The organism is Nocardioides sp. (assembly GCF_047606145.1).
In the GTDB taxonomy this organism is placed as follows: Bacteria; Actinomycetota; Actinomycetes; order Propionibacteriales; family Nocardioidaceae; genus Nocardioides.
The window spans coordinates 65,214-80,860 of record NZ_JASGET010000084.1 but is presented as its reverse complement, the minus strand read 5'-3'; the positions used below and the strand labels follow the sequence as shown (position 1 = coordinate 80,860).

At 70.4% G+C, this 15,647-nt stretch carries 13 protein-coding genes; 7 read left to right on the top strand and 6 right to left on the bottom strand.

Features of this window, described 5'->3' with window-relative positions; genetic code table 11:
* Positions 1 to 52 precede the first annotated feature (52 nt).
* Together QM638_RS10405 and QM638_RS10400 are read left to right on the top strand one after the other, a co-directional pair.
* Positions 53 to 592: a glutathione peroxidase gene (locus QM638_RS10405; RefSeq protein ID WP_415141900.1), complete on the top strand. Its 540-nt coding sequence runs from the start codon at positions 53 to 55 to the stop codon at positions 590 to 592.
* A gap of 314 nt (positions 593 to 906) precedes the next feature.
* Entirely contained in the window at positions 907 to 1,881 is a 975-nt protein-coding gene (locus QM638_RS10400) for a hypothetical protein (protein WP_415141899.1), read from the top strand.
* 124 nt (positions 1,882 to 2,005) lie between these two features.
* Here QM638_RS10400 and QM638_RS10395 read toward each other — a convergent pair whose 3' ends face one another.
* Genes QM638_RS10395 through QM638_RS10385 form a run of 3 tightly spaced genes read right to left on the bottom strand, consistent with a single transcriptional unit; the run spans position 2,006 to position 4,648 of the window.
* A complete protein-coding gene (locus QM638_RS10395; protein ID WP_415141898.1) occupies positions 2,006 to 2,644 on the bottom strand; it encodes a CoA transferase subunit B in 639 nt (212 codons plus the stop codon).
* 1 nt (position 2,645) lies between these two features.
* Complete coding sequence (locus tag QM638_RS10390; RefSeq protein ID WP_415141901.1) at positions 2,646 to 3,422, bottom strand: CoA transferase subunit A; 777 nt, start codon at positions 3,420 to 3,422, stop codon at positions 2,646 to 2,648.
* Between the two features lie 2 nt (positions 3,423 to 3,424).
* On the bottom strand, positions 3,425 to 4,648 hold the full coding sequence (locus tag QM638_RS10385) for an acetyl-CoA C-acetyltransferase (RefSeq protein WP_415141897.1): 1,224 nt from the start codon (positions 4,646 to 4,648) through the stop codon (positions 3,425 to 3,427).
* Between the two features lie 79 nt (positions 4,649 to 4,727).
* Between QM638_RS10385 and QM638_RS10380 the strand changes: the two genes are divergently transcribed.
* The gene (locus QM638_RS10380) at positions 4,728 to 5,609 is read left to right on the top strand and encodes a LysR substrate-binding domain-containing protein (RefSeq protein ID WP_415141896.1); all 882 of its coding nucleotides are present in this window, start codon (positions 4,728 to 4,730) and stop codon (positions 5,607 to 5,609) included.
* Between the two features lie 140 nt (positions 5,610 to 5,749).
* A complete protein-coding gene (locus QM638_RS10375; RefSeq protein ID WP_415141895.1) occupies positions 5,750 to 6,859 on the top strand; it encodes a HoxN/HupN/NixA family nickel/cobalt transporter in 1,110 nt (369 codons plus the stop codon).
* Positions 6,860 to 6,945: 86 nt separating this feature from the next.
* Here the strand turns inward: QM638_RS10375 and QM638_RS10370 are convergent, their stop codons facing one another.
* Together QM638_RS10370 and QM638_RS10365 are read right to left on the bottom strand one after the other, a co-directional pair.
* Positions 6,946 to 7,341, bottom strand: a complete 396-nt coding sequence (locus tag QM638_RS10370; protein ID WP_415141894.1) for a DUF3054 domain-containing protein — start codon at positions 7,339 to 7,341, stop codon at positions 6,946 to 6,948.
* Between the two features lie 120 nt (positions 7,342 to 7,461).
* Entirely contained in the window at positions 7,462 to 9,180 is a 1,719-nt protein-coding gene (locus QM638_RS10365; RefSeq protein WP_415141893.1) for a dolichyl-phosphate-mannose--protein mannosyltransferase, read from the bottom strand.
* Positions 9,181 to 9,252: 72 nt separating this feature from the next.
* On the opposite strand from QM638_RS10365, the gene rsmI reads away from it, so the two are divergent.
* Both rsmI and QM638_RS10355 read left to right on the top strand, forming a co-directional pair.
* Positions 9,253 to 10,125, top strand: coding sequence for a 16S rRNA (cytidine(1402)-2'-O)-methyltransferase (gene rsmI, locus QM638_RS10360; RefSeq protein ID WP_415141892.1), 873 nt, complete (start codon positions 9,253 to 9,255; stop codon positions 10,123 to 10,125).
* A gap of 3 nt (positions 10,126 to 10,128) precedes the next feature.
* Positions 10,129 to 10,971, top strand: coding sequence for a TatD family hydrolase (locus QM638_RS10355; protein ID WP_415141891.1), 843 nt, complete (start codon positions 10,129 to 10,131; stop codon positions 10,969 to 10,971).
* 73 nt (positions 10,972 to 11,044) lie between these two features.
* On the opposite strand, the gene QM638_RS10350 is transcribed toward QM638_RS10355, so the two are convergent.
* Positions 11,045 to 13,942, bottom strand: coding sequence for an immune inhibitor A domain-containing protein (locus QM638_RS10350; protein ID WP_415141890.1), 2,898 nt, complete (start codon positions 13,940 to 13,942; stop codon positions 11,045 to 11,047).
* A 518-nt stretch (positions 13,943 to 14,460) separates the two neighbouring features.
* Here QM638_RS10350 and QM638_RS10345 point away from each other — a divergent pair.
* Positions 14,461 to 15,600, top strand: coding sequence for a transglycosylase family protein (locus QM638_RS10345; protein WP_415141889.1), 1,140 nt, complete (start codon positions 14,461 to 14,463; stop codon positions 15,598 to 15,600).
* Positions 15,601 to 15,647: the final 47 nt, after the last annotated feature.

Genomic DNA, 15,647 nt, shown 5'->3' with positions numbered 1-15,647 from the left:
GTCGGGGTGAGGACTCCTCACCCCGACGCCCACAACGCTTTGGGAGGCAAACGTGACCGGAGTTCACGACTTCGAGGTGGCTACCGCTGACGGCGAGACCGTTTCACTCGGCACGTACGCCGGCAAGGTGCTCCTCATCGTCAACGTGGCCAGCAAGTGCGGGCTGACCCCGCAGTACGAGGGTCTCGAGGCGCTCTACCGCGCCGAGCAGGAGTCCGGACTGGAGGTCCTCGGCTTTCCCTGCAACCAGTTCCTCGGCCAGGAGCCGGGCAGCGACGCCGAGATCCAGGAGTTCTGCTCGACCAGCTACGACGTGACCTTCCCGGTCTTCGCCAAGGTCGACGTCAACGGCGCCGCCGCCGCGCCGCTCTACGACCACCTGCGTGCCGCCGCACCGGGAGACTGGGGGCCGCAGCTCGGTGGCTTCTACGACTCGATCAACCAGGTCAAGCCGCCCGAGCGACCCGACGACGTCAAGTGGAACTTCACCAAGTTCCTGGTCGGTCGCGACGGCGCGGTGATCAAGCGCTACGAGCCGCCGGTCACCCCGGCCGAGATCCAGGCAGAGCTGGCGGAGTACCTCTCGGCCTAGCTCGCCGGCCGGGAGCCGGGGATGCCGCTGCGGCGGGCAGTTTCACCGGTTCACCGGTGAAACTGGAACTTCCTGCGCGGAACAACGCTCGAGAAGTGGCAGTTTCACGCAGGAAGTCACGGTGCCCAGGGCGGCTGAGATGGCTGGCGGAGCGGGTCCGGGGAGCGCAAGGGCCGTCACCGGCGGTTGACGAAGAGACGCGCCGGCCAGCCGGAGCTGTCGGCGGGCGTCGTTCGCTCCGACCCGTGCCGCCGGGTTATCCACATTCGCCTCGGGCGGGCATGAGTGAGGCCTGACCGGGCATCCCGGCGCGCATGTTGATCACACCCGAGGACCCGATCCTGTTGCACGTCGACCTGCGCCGCGACCTGCTCGCGCAGGGCTACACCGACAAGTCTCTCGCCGCCGGCCGCCGCTCTGGCCTCTTCGCCCAGCCACGGAGAGGCGCCTACGTGCCCGGTGACGTCTGGCGATCGTTGAGCGACGACCAGCGGTACGCCGTGCGCTGCCGTACGGCGCTCATGCAGGCGAGGGCCGACTCCGTGCTCAGCCATGCCTCGGCGCTGCCGTTCCTGGCCGCGCCGCTGTGGGGACAGGACCTGACCGCCGTACACCTGACCCGGGCTGACGGCCGCACCGGACGACACGAACGCGGCATCCGTCAGCACTCCGGTGTGATCGCCGACGGCGACCTGATGGAAGAGAACGGCCTGAGGTTCGTTGGCGCCACCCGGGCCGCCCTCGAGGTCGCTGGCGTGTGCTCGGTCGAGGCGGCACTCGTCGTACTCAATGACCTACTCCATCGCGGGCTGACCACGACCGAGGACCTGTGGAAGCGCTACCGCGCCGGGATGGGGCGCTGGCCGAACTCGCTGGCGACCAACGTCGTGCTCCGGCTGGTGAACCCGCTGGTCGAGTCGGTTGGGGAGTCCCGGACCGACTACCTGATGTGGAAGCAAGGCTTGCCACGGGGAATCCCGCAGTACGAGGTCAGGGACAGCGACGGCACCCTGGTGGGGAAGTTGGACTTCGCGTTGCCCGAGTACGGGATCTGGATCGAGTTCGACGGACTGGTGAAGTACGAGCGATATCTCCGGCCGGGCGAGAGTGCCACGGACGTGGTCGTTCGTGAGAAGAGACGCGAGGACCGGATCCGCGAGATCACCGGGTGGCTCTGCCTACGGGTCGTCTGGGCCGATCTGGCGAACCCGCTCAGGCTCGCCGCTCGGATTCGCGCGATGATCGAGGCGGCGGCGGTCGCGCGACGAGGCGGCCGGGTCCGGGCCTGAGCCGCCGGGCGCCGTACTTCCTGCGTGAAACTGCCACTTCCTGCGGGTTGTACCGCGCGAGAAGCGCCAGTTTCACCGGTTCACCGGTGAAACTGCCCCTTCGAGCCCCACCCCCACACCGGCGTCACGCCGTCTTGTCGACCACCGGCCCGCCGGTGGCGGCCGCGATCTGCTCGAAGGTCACCTCGGGGGCGAGCTCGACCACCGCGAACTCGGTCCCGGTGACATCGACGACGCCGAGGTCGGTGATGATCCGCTTGACGATGCCGCGGCCGGTCAGCGGCAGGGCGCACTCGGCCAGCAGCTTGGGCTCGCCCTTCTTGGTGACGTGCTCCATCAGCACGATCACCCGGTCGGCGCCGCTGACCAGGTCCATCGCCCCGCCCATGCCCTTGACCATGGCGCCGGGGATCATCCAGTTGGCGATGTCACCGTTGACGGCCACCTGCATGGCGCCCAGCACGGCGACGTCGATGTGGCCGCCGCGGATCATCGCGAAGCTGGTCGAGGAGTCGAAGTACGACGCCCCCGGCAGCACCGTCACGGTCTGCTTGCCGGCGTTGATCAGGTCGGGGTCGACCTCGTCCTCGTAGGGGAACGGGCCGACGCCCAGGATGCCGTTCTCGGCGTGCAGCACGACCGTCGAGCTCGCCGGGATGTAGTCCGGGATCAGGGTGGGCAGGCCGATGCCGAGGTTGACGTAGTCGCCGTCGCTCAGCTCCTGGGCGGCGCGCGCGGCCATCTCGTTGCGGTTCCAGCTCATCTCATGCCTCCTGGCCGGGGCGGACCCCACGGGTGGTGCGCTGCTCGATCGCCTTCTGGGTGGCCTGCTCCTCGGTCAGCTCGACCACCCGCTGGACGAAGATGCCCGGCAGGTGTACGTCGTCCGGGGCGATCTCGCCGATCTCGACCACCTGCTCGGCCTCGACCACGGTGATGCGGCCCGACATCGCCGCCGGCGGGTTGAAGTTGCGCGAGGCGGCATGGAACACGCAGTTGCCGGCGCGGTCCACCTTCGCTGCGCGGATGAGCGCGAAGTCGTTGACGATGCCCTCCTCGAGCACCATCGGGACGCCGTGGAACTCCCGGACCTCCTTCGGCGGGGACGACTCGGCCACGGTCCCGTCCGGGTGGTAGCGCCAGGGCAGGCCGCCCTCGGAGACGAGCGTCCCGACCCCGGTCGGGGTGTAGAAGGCGCCGATCCCGCTGCCGCCGGCCCGCAGCCGCTCGGCCAGCGTGCCCTGGGGGGTGAGCTCCACGGTCAGCTCGCCGGCCAGATACTGCCGGGCGAACTCCTTGTTCTCCCCGACGTAGGAGGCGATCACCCGGCTGATCCGGTGCGCCTCGAGCAGCAGCCCCAGGCCGGCCCCGTCCACCCCGCAGTTGTTGGAGGCGACCGTGAGGTCGGTGGCACCCTGCTGCAGCAGGGCATCGATGAGCGTCCACGGAATGCCCGCCAGGCCGAACCCACCGACGGCCAGGCTGGCACCGTCCGGGATGTCGGCGACCGCCTCGGCCGCCGATCCGACTACCTTGTCCAAGCTCACTTGACCACCTCGAAGATCGCGGCGAGGCCCTGGCCTCCGCCGATGCACATGGTTTCCAGAACGTAGCGCGCCTCCCGGCGCTGCGCCTCATAGGCGGCGGTGGCGAGGATGCGGGCGCCGGTCGCACCGATCGGATGGCCCAGCGAGATGCCGGATCCGTTCGGGTTGAGCCGTTCGTCGTCCGCGTCGATCTTCCACTCTCGCAACACCGCCAGGACCTGCGCAGCGAAGGCCTCGTTGAGCTCGATCAGGTCGATGTCGGCCAGGGTGAGCCCCGCTCGGTCGAGGGCGGCCGCCGAGGCCGGGACCGGTCCGATGCCCATCGTCTCGGGGGCGACGCCGGCGACCGCCCAGGACCTCAGGCTGAGCAGCGGCCGCAGCCCGCGCCGCTCGGCCTCGGCGCGGGTGGTGACCACGCACATCGCCGCGCCGTCGTTCTGCCCCGAGGCGTTGCCGGCGGTGACGGTCGAGTCCGGGTCGACCTTGAGCCGGATCGGGCGCAGCCTGCCGAGCGACTCCATCGAGGCGTCGGCGCGCGGGTGCTCGTCGCGCTCGACGACCACGTCCGGCCGGCCGCGTCGCCCCGGCACGGTGACCGGCACCAGCTCCTGGGCGAACCTGCCGGCCTCGTGGGCCGCGACGGCGCGCTGGTTGGAGCGCACCGAGAGCTCGTCCTGCTCCTCCCGGGAGATCGCGTAGTGCCTGCGGAGGTTCTCGGCGGTCTCGATCATGCCGCCGGGGATCGGGTGGTCCCTGCCGCCCGCGGTCTCACGGGCGCGGTCGAGCCGGTCGGCCAGGTCGATGCCACCCTGCTTCACCCCGCCGCGCAGGCCGAGCGCGTAGTGCTCGACGTTCGACATCGACTCCGCGCCGCCCGCCACCAGCAGCGTGCCGGCGCCGGTGGCGATCTGGCCGGCGGCGCTGAGCACCGCCTGCAGCCCGGAGCCACAGCGGCGATCCAGCTGCAGGCCCGGTACGCCGATCCCGAGGCCGGCGTCCAGCGCCGCGATCCGGCCGATCGCCGGGTTCTCCCCACTGGCGTAGCCGTTGCCCAGGATCACGTCGTCGATGTCGCCCTCGCCCAGGCCGGTCCGGTCGACCAGCTCGCGCAGGACGGTGGTGGCCAGGTCGGTCGCGGTCAGCGGGGCCAGCGCGCCGAGGAAGCGGCCGACCGGTGTGCGCAGCGGCTCGCAGACGACGATGTCGGAGGGTGCTGTCATACCGGTCACGCTACGGACCGCCGCTGATATACGGAAGTATCGGTTTTCTCCTGAATCAGACTCTGGAAGTATCAATGGCATGGAGCTGCGTCATCTCCGATACTTTCGCGCCGTGGCCGAGGAGCTGCACTTCGGCCGGGCCGCCGAGCGGCTGCACATGGCGCAGCCGCCGCTCTCCCAACAGATCCGGGCGCTGGAGGCGGAGCTCGGCGTCGAGCTGCTGCGGCGCAGCACCCGCCGGGTGGAGCTGACGCCGGCGGGGGAGGCCTACCTGGCGCGGGCTCGCGAGATCCTTGCGGCGGTCGAGGGAGCGGGCGAGGAGGCGCGCCGGATCGAGGCCGGTCTCACCGGTCGGCTGCGACTCGGCTGCGTCGGCTCGGCCACCTACTCGCTGCTGCCCCGACTCGCCCGGAGCCTGCGCGAACGACTGCCCGGGATCGAGGTCGACTTCCGCGGCGAGATGCTCGCCCCCGACCTGGTGGCCGGCCTGGCCGGGGAGTCTCTCGACCTGGCGCTGCTGCGCCCGCCGGTCCACGACCCACGGGTGCAGACCGAGGTGGTGCGCCGCGACCGGCTGATCGTCGTACTGCCCGAAGGGCATCGGCTGGCCGGACGGCGACAGCTACGGATCGGCGACCTCGCCGGCGAGGAGCTGATCGTGCACGCCGGGCACGGTCGCTCGGTGATGTACGACGTGGTGGCGGACCTGATGGCTGAGGCCGGACTCGCCATGCGGGTGCGACACGAGGTCGCCGAGACGTCCACGCTGGTCACCTTCGTCGCGGCCGGTCTGGGGGTGGCCCTCGCCCCCGAGCCGGTGGCGGCGCTGGGCATCAGCGGGGCGACGTACCGTCCGCTCGCACCCGCCCGTCTCGGGGTGGATCTGCTCGTCGCCCGGCGCGCCGGCGACGACTCGCCGCTGCTGGACCGGGCGACCCGCACCCTGCGCGAGCTGCTGTAGACGACCCGCGCGATCCGGTGGCACGGCCCGCAGGTCGAGGTCGCGGACTGTCCGTTCGGAGGGTGGCGGGGGCGCTACCGCACTGCGATTGTTGTTGCGATAGGTTTGCAACAAGTCCTGGGCCGATCGGAGGAGAGAACGTGAGCCATCTGCGGGAGTTTCGGGCCAGCCTGACCGGCGCGGACAGGCGATCGCTGGTGATGATGGCGGCGGTGGTCATCGGGCTGCACGTCATCGGCTTCGCGATGCTCTTCGGCCTGGTCGCGCCGCGGCACTTCCACCTCGGTGGCGAGCATCCGGTCTTCACCGTCGGGGTCGGCATCCTGGCCTACACCTTCGGGCTGCGGCACGCCTTCGACGCCGACCACATCGCCGCCGTCGACAACACCACCCGCAAGCTGCTCGAGGACGCCAAGGTCTCCGGGTCGGACCGCAAGCCGCTGACGGTCGGGTTCTGGTTCTCGCTGGGCCACTCCACCATCGTCTTCACCCTCTCCTTCCTGCTCGCGATGGGCGTCAAGGCGTTGGTCGGGCCGGTGGAGGACGACGGCTCGACCCTGCACACGGTGACCGGACTGATCGGCCCCACCGTCTCCGGCGTCTTCCTGTGGGTGCTCGGCATCCTCAACCTGGTCGCGCTGATCGGCATCGTGCGGGTCTTCACCCGGATGCGCCGTGGTGACTACGACGAGGGCGAGCTCGAGCGTCAGCTGAACAATCGCGGCTTCATGAACCGGTTCCTCGGCGGGCTGACCAAGTCGGTGCGCAAGCCGTGGCACATCTATCCGATCGGAGTGCTCTTCGGCCTCGGCTTCGACACCGCCACCGAGGTGGGTCTGCTGGTGATGGCCGGTGGCGCGGCCGCGTTCAACCTGCCGTTCTACTCGATCCTGGTGCTGCCCGTCCTGTTCGCCGCGGCGATGTCGTTGATGGACTCCGTCGACGGGGTCTTCATGAACTACGCCTACGGCTGGGCGTTCGCGAAGCCGGTGCGCAAGGTCTTCTACAACCTGACCATCACCTCGATCTCGGTCGCCGTGGCGCTGGTCATCGGCACCATCGAGCTGATCGGCGTGCTGGCCGACCGCCTCTCGATCACCAGCGGGCCACTTGCCGCGATCGCGTCGATCCCGCTCGACTACGCCGGCTACGCGATCGTCGGCCTGTTCCTGCTCGCCTGGGTGCTCGCCCTCGCGGTATGGCGCTACGGCCGGATCGAGGAGCGCTGGGCGGCCGACCTGGTCGAGTAGCGGCCGAGGGCCGCTGCGGTGGTGGCGCCCGGCGGCCCGGTGAGAGCCCGGCCAGGCCGGTGACCGGGCCGCGGCCAGCTCCGAGCTCAGCGGCGCCGGAGCCCGGCGGCGCACCGCCAGCCGATCATGGTCAGGCCGAGGAAGACCAGCGAGACGATCAGGAAGGCGAGCTCGACCCCGCGCCCCGAGACCAGCCGCAGCGCCATCCCGACCACGAACGTGGTCAGCCAGACCGTCACTCCGGCCGGCACGATCCTGCGGGCGTCCCACGAGCGCCACACGAGCATCAGCCAGGCCAGCGCGCAGGCGACCAGGAACGGCCAGGCGATGCGCAGAGTGACCAACTGCGAGCTGGACGCCTCGTGCGACTGATGCCCGCCGAGCGCGAAGAGCAGCACGCAGACCACGTCGCCCGCGAAGCAGAGGCCCGCGTGCACCGGGGCGAGCGTGGCGACGGTACGGCGGGGCGTGGGGCTGCTCATGACAGCGGATTCTGCCCCGGTGCACCGCCACCGCTCGGACCGGCCCGACGGCGGGCGCCGTCGATGTGACCGGGTCGACCCGGTCGGCTGCGTCAGGAGAGCCCGGTCGGGTGCGCCCGGTCAGATCCAGCGATGGAACCAGATCCGGTCCAGCCAGTCGGACCTGGTGAGCAGCGCATTGGTGTAGATCGGCCAGAACCAGGCGAAGTTGGCGATCACCAGCACCACGAACGCGCCGACCCCGACCGCGCCGACCAGCCGCCGGTTGGTGACGGTGCGTCCGTACCCGATCAGCTTCCCGGCGCACAGGGAGAGAGCGAGCACCAGGAACGGCAGGGTGACGATGGTGTAGTAGGAGAAGATAGGTCGGTCGTCGTACTGGAGCCAGGGCAGCCAGGTGGTCGCCACCCCGACCACCGCCACGCCGAACCGCCAGTCCCGGGCGCCGATCCAGAAGATCAGCGAGGCCACCACCGCGACGCAGCCGACCCACCACAGCGTCGGCGTGCCGAGCAGCAGCACCTGCCGCAGGCAGGTGTCGTTCGCGGCCGCGGTGCAGCCCTGCTTGCCCGGCTTGATGCCGTTCTCGGCCGCGACGCCGACCGGCCGGTTGAGCAGCAGCCAGCCGGCCGGGTTGGAGGCGTAGGTGTGGGTGGCGCACTGCAGGAAGTGGGTGTGGAAGGTGTAGACGTCCTCGTGGTAGTACCACAGCGAGCGCAGCGACTGCCACACCTCGCCCAGTCCGCTGGCGTCGGGTTCGGTGGCGGTCGGCCAGCGGGCGTCGGTGTCCGGGTCGTCGGAGACGTAGGTCTCGCCGTCGCAGTGCCCGTGACCGGTGTACTGGGTGTACTGGGTGGAGGAGAGGTTCTCCTCGAAGACGTTCGCGTGCATCATCCACGGGATCCAGGTGGCCACGTAGACGACCAGCGCCACCACGACCAGGTGGAGGAACGCGGGGATCCCGTCGACCAGGAACGTCTTCAGCCAGGCCAGCCGGACGCCGAAGGAGCGCCGCATCCCGGCGCACCAGGCCAGGTAGAGCAGGCCGAAGCCGGCGAGCGGGTAGGCGGCCTCCCACTTGGAGCCACAGGCCAGCCCCCAGCTGACCCCCGCGGCGAGCAGCCACGGCCGGAACAGCAGCGAGCGCACCGGTCCCCAGTCCGAGCTCGCGGTATAGGCCACCGGCACCCGGGCCGCGACCCGGGCCCGTGCCCAGTCGCGGTCCAACAGCATGCAGTGCACCGCGAGCAGCACGAAGAACGCGACGAAGATGTCGAGCAGCGCCAGTCTGCTGAGCACGAACTCCAGGCCGTCGAAGGTCATCAGTACGCCGGCCAGCAGCCCGAGCAGCATGGAGCCGGTCAGCCGCCGGGTCAGCCTGATGATCAGCAGGATCATCAGCGAGCCGAACAGACACGACGCGGCCCGCCAGCCGGCCGGGTCCATCCCGAAGAGCTTCTCCCCGGCCGCGATCAACCACTTGCCGACGTCGGGGTGGACGGTCATCTCCGGACCGCTGCCGAACTGGTTGAGGGTGTGACCCTCGAGGATCTTGTCGTTCGCGTCGGAGAGGTAGTTCTTCGCGTAGCCGAAGTGGAGCATCGACCAGGCGTCCTTGGCGTAGTACGTCTCGTCGAACTCGAAGAGCTTCGGCGTGCCCAGGTGCCACACCCGCAGCCCGAAGGCGAGCAGGGTCACCGCCAGCGAGGCGATCCAGCCGTGGAGCGGAGCCTCGTCGAGTCGCCGTACCGCGCGCCGCCAGGCCGACGGGACGGGGGCCCCATGCGCGGTGCGGGACAGCCCGACGACGCGCTCCGCCTGCTGAGATCCGACCGTCACGGGGCGTCACTCTACGTGCCGGACCTAGCCGTGGCGGTGTGGCTGACACGAGTGGCTGACACAATCGGGGTCGTGAGCGAGGCAGCCGACCGCACCGGAGTCCTGGTGCTCGCCGCGACCCCGATCGGCCAGATCGGCGATGCCCCGCCTCGGCTGGCGGCGGAGCTGGCCGGTGCCGAGGTGGTCGCCGCCGAGGACACCCGTCGGCTCAAGCGGCTGGCCGGTGAGCTCGGGGTGAGCATCGGCGGCCGGATCGTGTCCTACTTCGAGGGCAACGAGCAGGCCCGGACTCCTGCTCTGCTGGCCGAGCTGCTGGCCGGCCGCCGAGTGTTGCTGGTCACCGATGCCGGGATGCCCAGCGTCTCCGATCCGGGCTACCGGCTGGTCGCCGCGGCGGTCGAGCACGACGTGGCGGTGACGGCGGTCCCCGGTCCCAGTGCGGTGCTGACCGCGCTCGCGGTCAGCGGGCTGCCGGTGGATCGGTTCTGCTTCGAGGGCTTCCTGCCGCGCAAGGCCGGCGAGCGCGCGCGCCGACTGGCGGCGCTCGCCGCGGAGGAGCGCAGCATGGTCTTCTTCGAGGCGCCGCATCGCACGCAGGCCACCCTCGCGGCGATGCGGGACGCCTTCGGCGGGGACCGCGTCGGAGCGGTGTGCCGCGAGCTGACCAAGACGCACGAGGAGGTGCGTCGCGGGCCCCTGGCCGACCTGGTCGACTGGGCCGCCGACGGCGTCCGCGGCGAGGTCACCATCGTGGTCGCCGGCGCCGCACCGGTGCGCCCGATCGCGACCGACCCGGCGAGCCTGCGGGCGGCGGTCGCGGACCTCGAGGCCGAGGGCACCGGCCGGAAGGAGGCGATCCTCGACGTCGCCCGGCTCGCCGGCGTGCCCAAGCGCCTGGTGTACGACGCCGTGCACAAGGACCCGAGCCCGACCGAGGAGGCCTGAGCCATGTCACCGACACCCGGCTACCCGCCGTCACCGGAGCCGTTGCCGGCGCCGGTGATCGACAACCACTGCCATCTCGACATCGCTCGAGACGGCGACGGACTCCCGCTGACCCAGGCCTTGGCCCGTGCCGCCGCGGCCGGCGTCACCCGGATCGTGCAGATCGGCTGCGACCTGCCCGGCGCCCGCTGGGCGGTCGAGGCGGCTGCGACCCATCCGGCGCTGGTGGCCGGGGTGGCGCTGCATCCCAACGACGCGCCGCTGCATCCCGCCGACGGCGGCCTCGAGGCCGCCCTGGCCGAGATCGAGGCGCTGGCAGGGGCCCATGACCGCGTGCGGGCGGTGGGGGAGACCGGCCTCGACTTCTTCCGTACGCCGCCCGAGGGCAGGGCCGCCCAGGTCGAGTCCTTCCGCCGGCACATCGACCTTGCCAAGCGGCTGGACAAGACCCTGGTGATCCACGACCGGGACGCCCACCAGGCGGTGCTGGACGTGATCGACGCCGAAGGAGCGCCCGACCGCTGGGTGATGCACTGCTTCTCCGGCGACCCCGACGTCGCCCGCGCCTGTCTGGACCGGGGCGCCTACCTCTCCTTCGCCGGCACCGTCACCTTCAAGAACGCCCGGCCGGTGCGCGACGCGCTGCTGGTCGCGCCCCGGGACCGGATCCTGGTGGAGACCGACGCGCCGTTCCTCACCCCGTCCCCCCACCGGGGCGCCCCGAACGCCTCCTACCTGATCCCGCTCACCATGCGGGCGATGGCCGAGCTGCGCGGAGACGATCTGGCCGAGCTCTGCGGCGTCATCGAGGCCAACACCGTCGCCGCCTTCGGCGGCGAGTGGTAGCGGACACCGACGGACCGGGGCCGACTCGGTGGGAGCCGGCCCCGGCCGCTCGGTGCTCGGCGTATGGCTCAGGTCACCTCCTCACCGTGACCTTCACCGTCCCGCTGCTCGCCGCGAACCCCTTCGCCGGCACGTACCTCGCGACCAGTCGGTAGCTGCCGGCCTTCTTGGCGGGCAGGGTCACGGTGACCCTCCCGCTCCGCAGGGCCGCCTTCGCCGCGACCACCGTGCCGGCGTAGGTGACCTTCACCGAACCGGTCGGGACCAGGCCCGATGCGGTCACGGTGACGGTCGCGGTGGACCTCGCGCCGGCCTTGGCCGCCCCTGCCCGGACGGCCGTCCTGGTCGGGGCGGAGGCGACCGCCTCGGTGGCGGCCGAGGTCGCGGTGCCGTCGACGGTCCCGTCGCCGGTGGCCGTCTCGACCACGGTGATCATCGTGCCGGCGGTCGCCGGCGTCAGCTTCAACGTGGCGCCGCTGCCGACCCGGGAGCTGCCGGCGTACCAGGTGAACGTGGAGGTGACCTCCTGCGACCAGGACCCGGCGTGCGCGGTCAGCGTCTTGCCGACCATCGGCGTGCCGGTGATGGTCGGGGCCTTCTCGTTCATCGGTGCCTCGCGGCCGACCTGGACGGTCATGGTGTTCGCCTCGGAGTCCTGGCCGAGCACCCGGATGACCGTGCCCGTCCCGGCGACCAACGTGCTCTTCTCCGGCGTCGCAGCGTCGTAGTAGGCGTAGGAGTCGGCGTCGTCGAACTCCGAGACCGCCGGCAGCGAGGGACGCTTGAGCAGCGCCATCGTGCCGTGCTCGTCGGTCTCGCGATGCAGCGTGACCGCCTCGGTCGGGGTCAGGCCGAACGTCGCGTCGGACGCCTGCAGGCGCGCATTGGCATAGTCGCCGTTGGAGAACGCGTACGACCTCGGGTGTGCGTCGACCGGCAGCGCCTGGCCACCACCGGGGTGGGTGCTGGTGTTGTTGTCGTCGTACAGCCCGTTGGCGTACCAGACCAGCAGACCCGGCTCGTAGGAGTAGTGCTCCACCTTGTTCGGTGCCGAGTAGGGCCACCCGAAGTTGTACGGCCCCTGACCCAGCGTCGTGTCGTAGCCGAGGAACTGCCGGTTCTCGGCGACGTAGTAGCGCTGGTAGGTGACCGAGTAGGTGCCGTCGCTGATCTCGTAGTAGTCCTTGACCGTCCAGTCGTCGAAGGTGTCGAAGTCGGTCGAGTACGCCGACCCGACGGCCAGGTCGTCGACGGCGAAGCCGTAGTAGTGCACGCCCCCGTCGTTGGCGGTCCGGAAGCGCAGCTTCACCGTCTGGCCCGCGTAGTCGGAGAGGTCCGCGGTCAGGTCGACCCACTCCGCGGGGTCGGTGTCGGCGCAGTTGGTGTCGCAGGAGCTGTCCGAGGTCCCGTCGATCCCGTTGTTGAAGTCGGGGTCCGACAGGTTCGTCGGCAGGATCGTCCAGGTCGAGCCCCCGTCGGTCGACGCCTCGACGTAGGTGAAGTCGTACTCCGCCTCCAGGTCGTAGTTCACCTTGGCGGTCAGCTCACCGGCGTCGGGCACCACGATGTCCGGGCTGACCGCGGTCGCGGTCCGGTCGTCGCCGGAGCCGGAGTACAGGAACGTCGTACCGGAGCTGCCGGAGCCGACGTCATAGGTCGTCGACCCGTCCGGCAGGTTCACCACCAATGCCTGTGGCGTGTCGGTGCCGGTGTCGTGATAGCTCGGGCCGAGGGTCACCTTCGCGGACTCGCCGGCCTCGACGCTGGCGTAGTCCAGCCAGCCGAGGAAGAGCTTCTCGGTCGGACCCATCTGGTTCGGGGTGGTGCCGATGGCGTCGCCGCCGTGGCCCAGCCAGGAGCCGGAGCTCATCAGCGTCCAGTAGCCGGTGGAGTTGTCCCCGCCGGCGGTGTCGTAGTAGTCGGGCAGGCCGAGGTCGTGACCGAACTCGTGGGCGAAGACGCCCAGCCCGCCGTTCTCCGGCTCGGTGGTGTAGTCACGGATCCAGAGGCCGGTGTCGCCGATCTGGACGCCGCCGACGTGGTCGGAGGCCGGGAAGTCCTCGGGTCCGTCGGTCCCGGAGGCGTTGGCCGCCCAGCGGTGGGACCAGATGGTCCACGGATCCGCGCCGGCCTCCTCGCCCTCGCCGGCGTGGATCGCCTGGAAGTGGTCGATGTAGCCGTCCGGCTCGTTGTAGTTGCCGTCGCCGTCGTAGTCGTAACGGTCCCAGACGTCGAAGGACTCCAGGTAGCGCTTGATCTCGGCCTTCGACCGGCCGTCGGCGACCTGGTCGTCGTACCAGGCGTTGGCGGTGTCCTGGATGTAGTTCTTCATCGCGGTGGCGGTCTCGTCGCCGGTCGCGCTCTGGTAGTAGGACTCGGGGTGGTCGACGCTCACCCAGTCGGAGACGTCGCCCTGCAGGTCGAAGCGACCGCTGGACATCTCCTGGTAGACCTGGTGGAACGACTCGCCGTCCTGGTCCGCCAGCCCGTCGAAGAACATCTCCTGGTAGTGCTCGGCGGAGAAGTCGGACTCCCAGTAGGTGGAGTTGTCGTCCTCGCCCGGCTCGGGGATCTCGTCGTGCACCGGACCCGCGGTGTTCTCCGGGTAGGCCGAGTTGCCCTCGCCGTCGCCGAAGTCGACCAGGAAGGTGAGCAGCTGCGCGGTCTCGGTCGGTTCGTACTCGACCCAGTTGGCCTTGGTGGCGGTGCCGAGGTTGACGACCTTGCTGCCGTGCTTGCGCACCGCGGTCGCCTCGCCGGTCGCCACCATCGAGGCGGCCCGTTGCTTCAGGGCCCGCCGCTTGCTGTTGAGCGCGTCGGGCTTGTCGTCCTGCTTCGCAGGCGTGGTGTGCGCTGCGTTCGTATCGCCATGAGAGCTGTCCACCGCGTTCGCCGGGGACTGGCCGACCATCGCGGGGATCGCGCCCGCGAGGGCCATCGCACTCAGGACGCTGATGAAGCGTCGATTCATCGTTCCTCCGAATCTCGGTACGTCACGCGGCCGAATCTCACGTGACGGACGGCACCATGGGTGACCGCCCCTCGAACCCCACCAGATTCCTGAGCGCTAGTAAAGGTGCTCTCAGGATTCTTTAATCTCGCTCCGTATCTGTGGCAGATCTGCATCCCGTCCGGAACTCTTGCGGCGATCAGCGGCTCGACACGTACGGATGAGCGAAATCCGGGTGGCCGAGCGAGGCCACTCTCAGCACCAGGTACGGCTCGGGCAGGGTTCGGGCACCGATCGTGGTACGCCGTCGTACCGGACGCCAACCCCTCGCAGGGCGGCGCGCCAGGGTTAAATGCCACCCGGCGACTTGCATTTGGCGCCCGATGTTTGTTGGGCTGGATCACCGAACGGCCGGGATCGGGACCTACGGTTCGGCGCTGAGGGGGGCCTCAGGAGCGTCGGCACCGCCTGTGCCCGGGCAGGACGAACATCGGAGCATTGTGCCCTCTCGCAACACCTCGGCCCTTGGTCGCGCGCTGGTGAGACCCATCACCGCACTCAGTCGGTTCTCGCACTCCCGCCGCAGCAGGCCAGTGGTCATCGGGCTGGTTGCTGCCGGTGCGGTGGCGGTCGGCGGCGCGACCTGGGGCTACCAGTCCCTCAAGACCGACGTGAAGCTGACCGTCGACGGCCGGACCCAGGAGGTCTCCTCGATGTCGCATACGGTCGCGGACGTCCTCGACCACGAGGGCATCACCGTCGGCCAGCACGACCTGGTCGCGCCCGGTCTCGACACGAAGGTCGAGGACGGCAGCGCCATCACCGTCGACTACGGCCGACCGCTCGCGCTGAACGTCGACGGCCAGAAGCAGACCTACTGGGTGACTGCCACCGACGTGCGCAGCGCGCTGGACGAGATCGGCCGGGGGTTCGGCTCGGCGGCCGACCTGTCCACCAGCCGCGACGCCTCCATCGGCCGCGACGGGCTGGCGCTCGAGGTGGTCACCCCCAAGCAGGTCAGGGTCCGCCTCGCCGGCGCGCCGACCGAGAAGCGGACCGTCACCGCGCTCACCGTGCGCGATGCGCTCCGGGAGCTGCACGTGAGCCCGACCGGCCGCGACACCGTCTCCCCGCGCCCCGGCGCGAAGCTGCGCAATGGCGACACCATCGTGTACACCGACTACTCGACCAAGGTCGAGCGGGGCGTGCACGAGACCATCGCCGCCCCGACCGTCGAGCACGACGACGCCTCGCTCTACCAGGGTGAGACCAAGGTCGTCGACGAGGGCAGCGACGGTGCCCGCACGGTGACCTACCGGCTCACCTACCGCAACGGCAAGCTGGCGAACAAGAAGGTCGTCTCGCAGCGGGTCCTCACCCAGGCGACGCCGCGCGTGGTCAAGGTCGGCACCAAGGAGAAGCCGGCGACCACCAACTACGCGAGCGGCAACACCGCCTGGGACCGGATCGCGCAGTGCGAGTCCGGCGGCAACTGGGCCGCCAACACCGGCAACGGCTACTACGGCGGGCTGCAGTTCAGCCTCGGCACCTGGCAGGCGTACGGCGGCACCGGGCTGCCGTCCAACGCCAGTCGCGCCGAGCAGATCCGGATCGCCACCAAGGTGCGTGACGCCTCCGGCGGGTACGGCGCCTGGCCGGTCTGCGGCAAGCTCGCCTGATCGCCGCTGATCGATCTCTTCCCCGCGGGAGGTGGAGTCCCCGGGGC

Coding starts and splice junctions, on each gene's coding strand:
- QM638_RS10400 (WP_415141899.1), top strand. CDS start 907: ATGTTGATCACACCCGAGGACCCGATCCTGTTGCACGTCGACCTGCGC.
- QM638_RS10370 (WP_415141894.1), bottom strand. CDS start 7,341: ATGAGCAGCCCCACGCCCCGCCGTACCGTCGCCACGCTCGCCCCGGTG.
- QM638_RS10380 (WP_415141896.1), top strand. CDS start 4,728: ATGGAGCTGCGTCATCTCCGATACTTTCGCGCCGTGGCCGAGGAGCTG.
- QM638_RS10395 (WP_415141898.1), bottom strand. CDS start 2,644: ATGAGCTGGAACCGCAACGAGATGGCCGCGCGCGCCGCCCAGGAGCTG.
- QM638_RS10350 (WP_415141890.1), bottom strand. CDS start 13,942: ATGAATCGACGCTTCATCAGCGTCCTGAGTGCGATGGCCCTCGCGGGC.
- QM638_RS10355 (WP_415141891.1), top strand. CDS start 10,129: ATGTCACCGACACCCGGCTACCCGCCGTCACCGGAGCCGTTGCCGGCG.
- QM638_RS10385 (WP_415141897.1), bottom strand. CDS start 4,648: ATGACAGCACCCTCCGACATCGTCGTCTGCGAGCCGCTGCGCACACCG.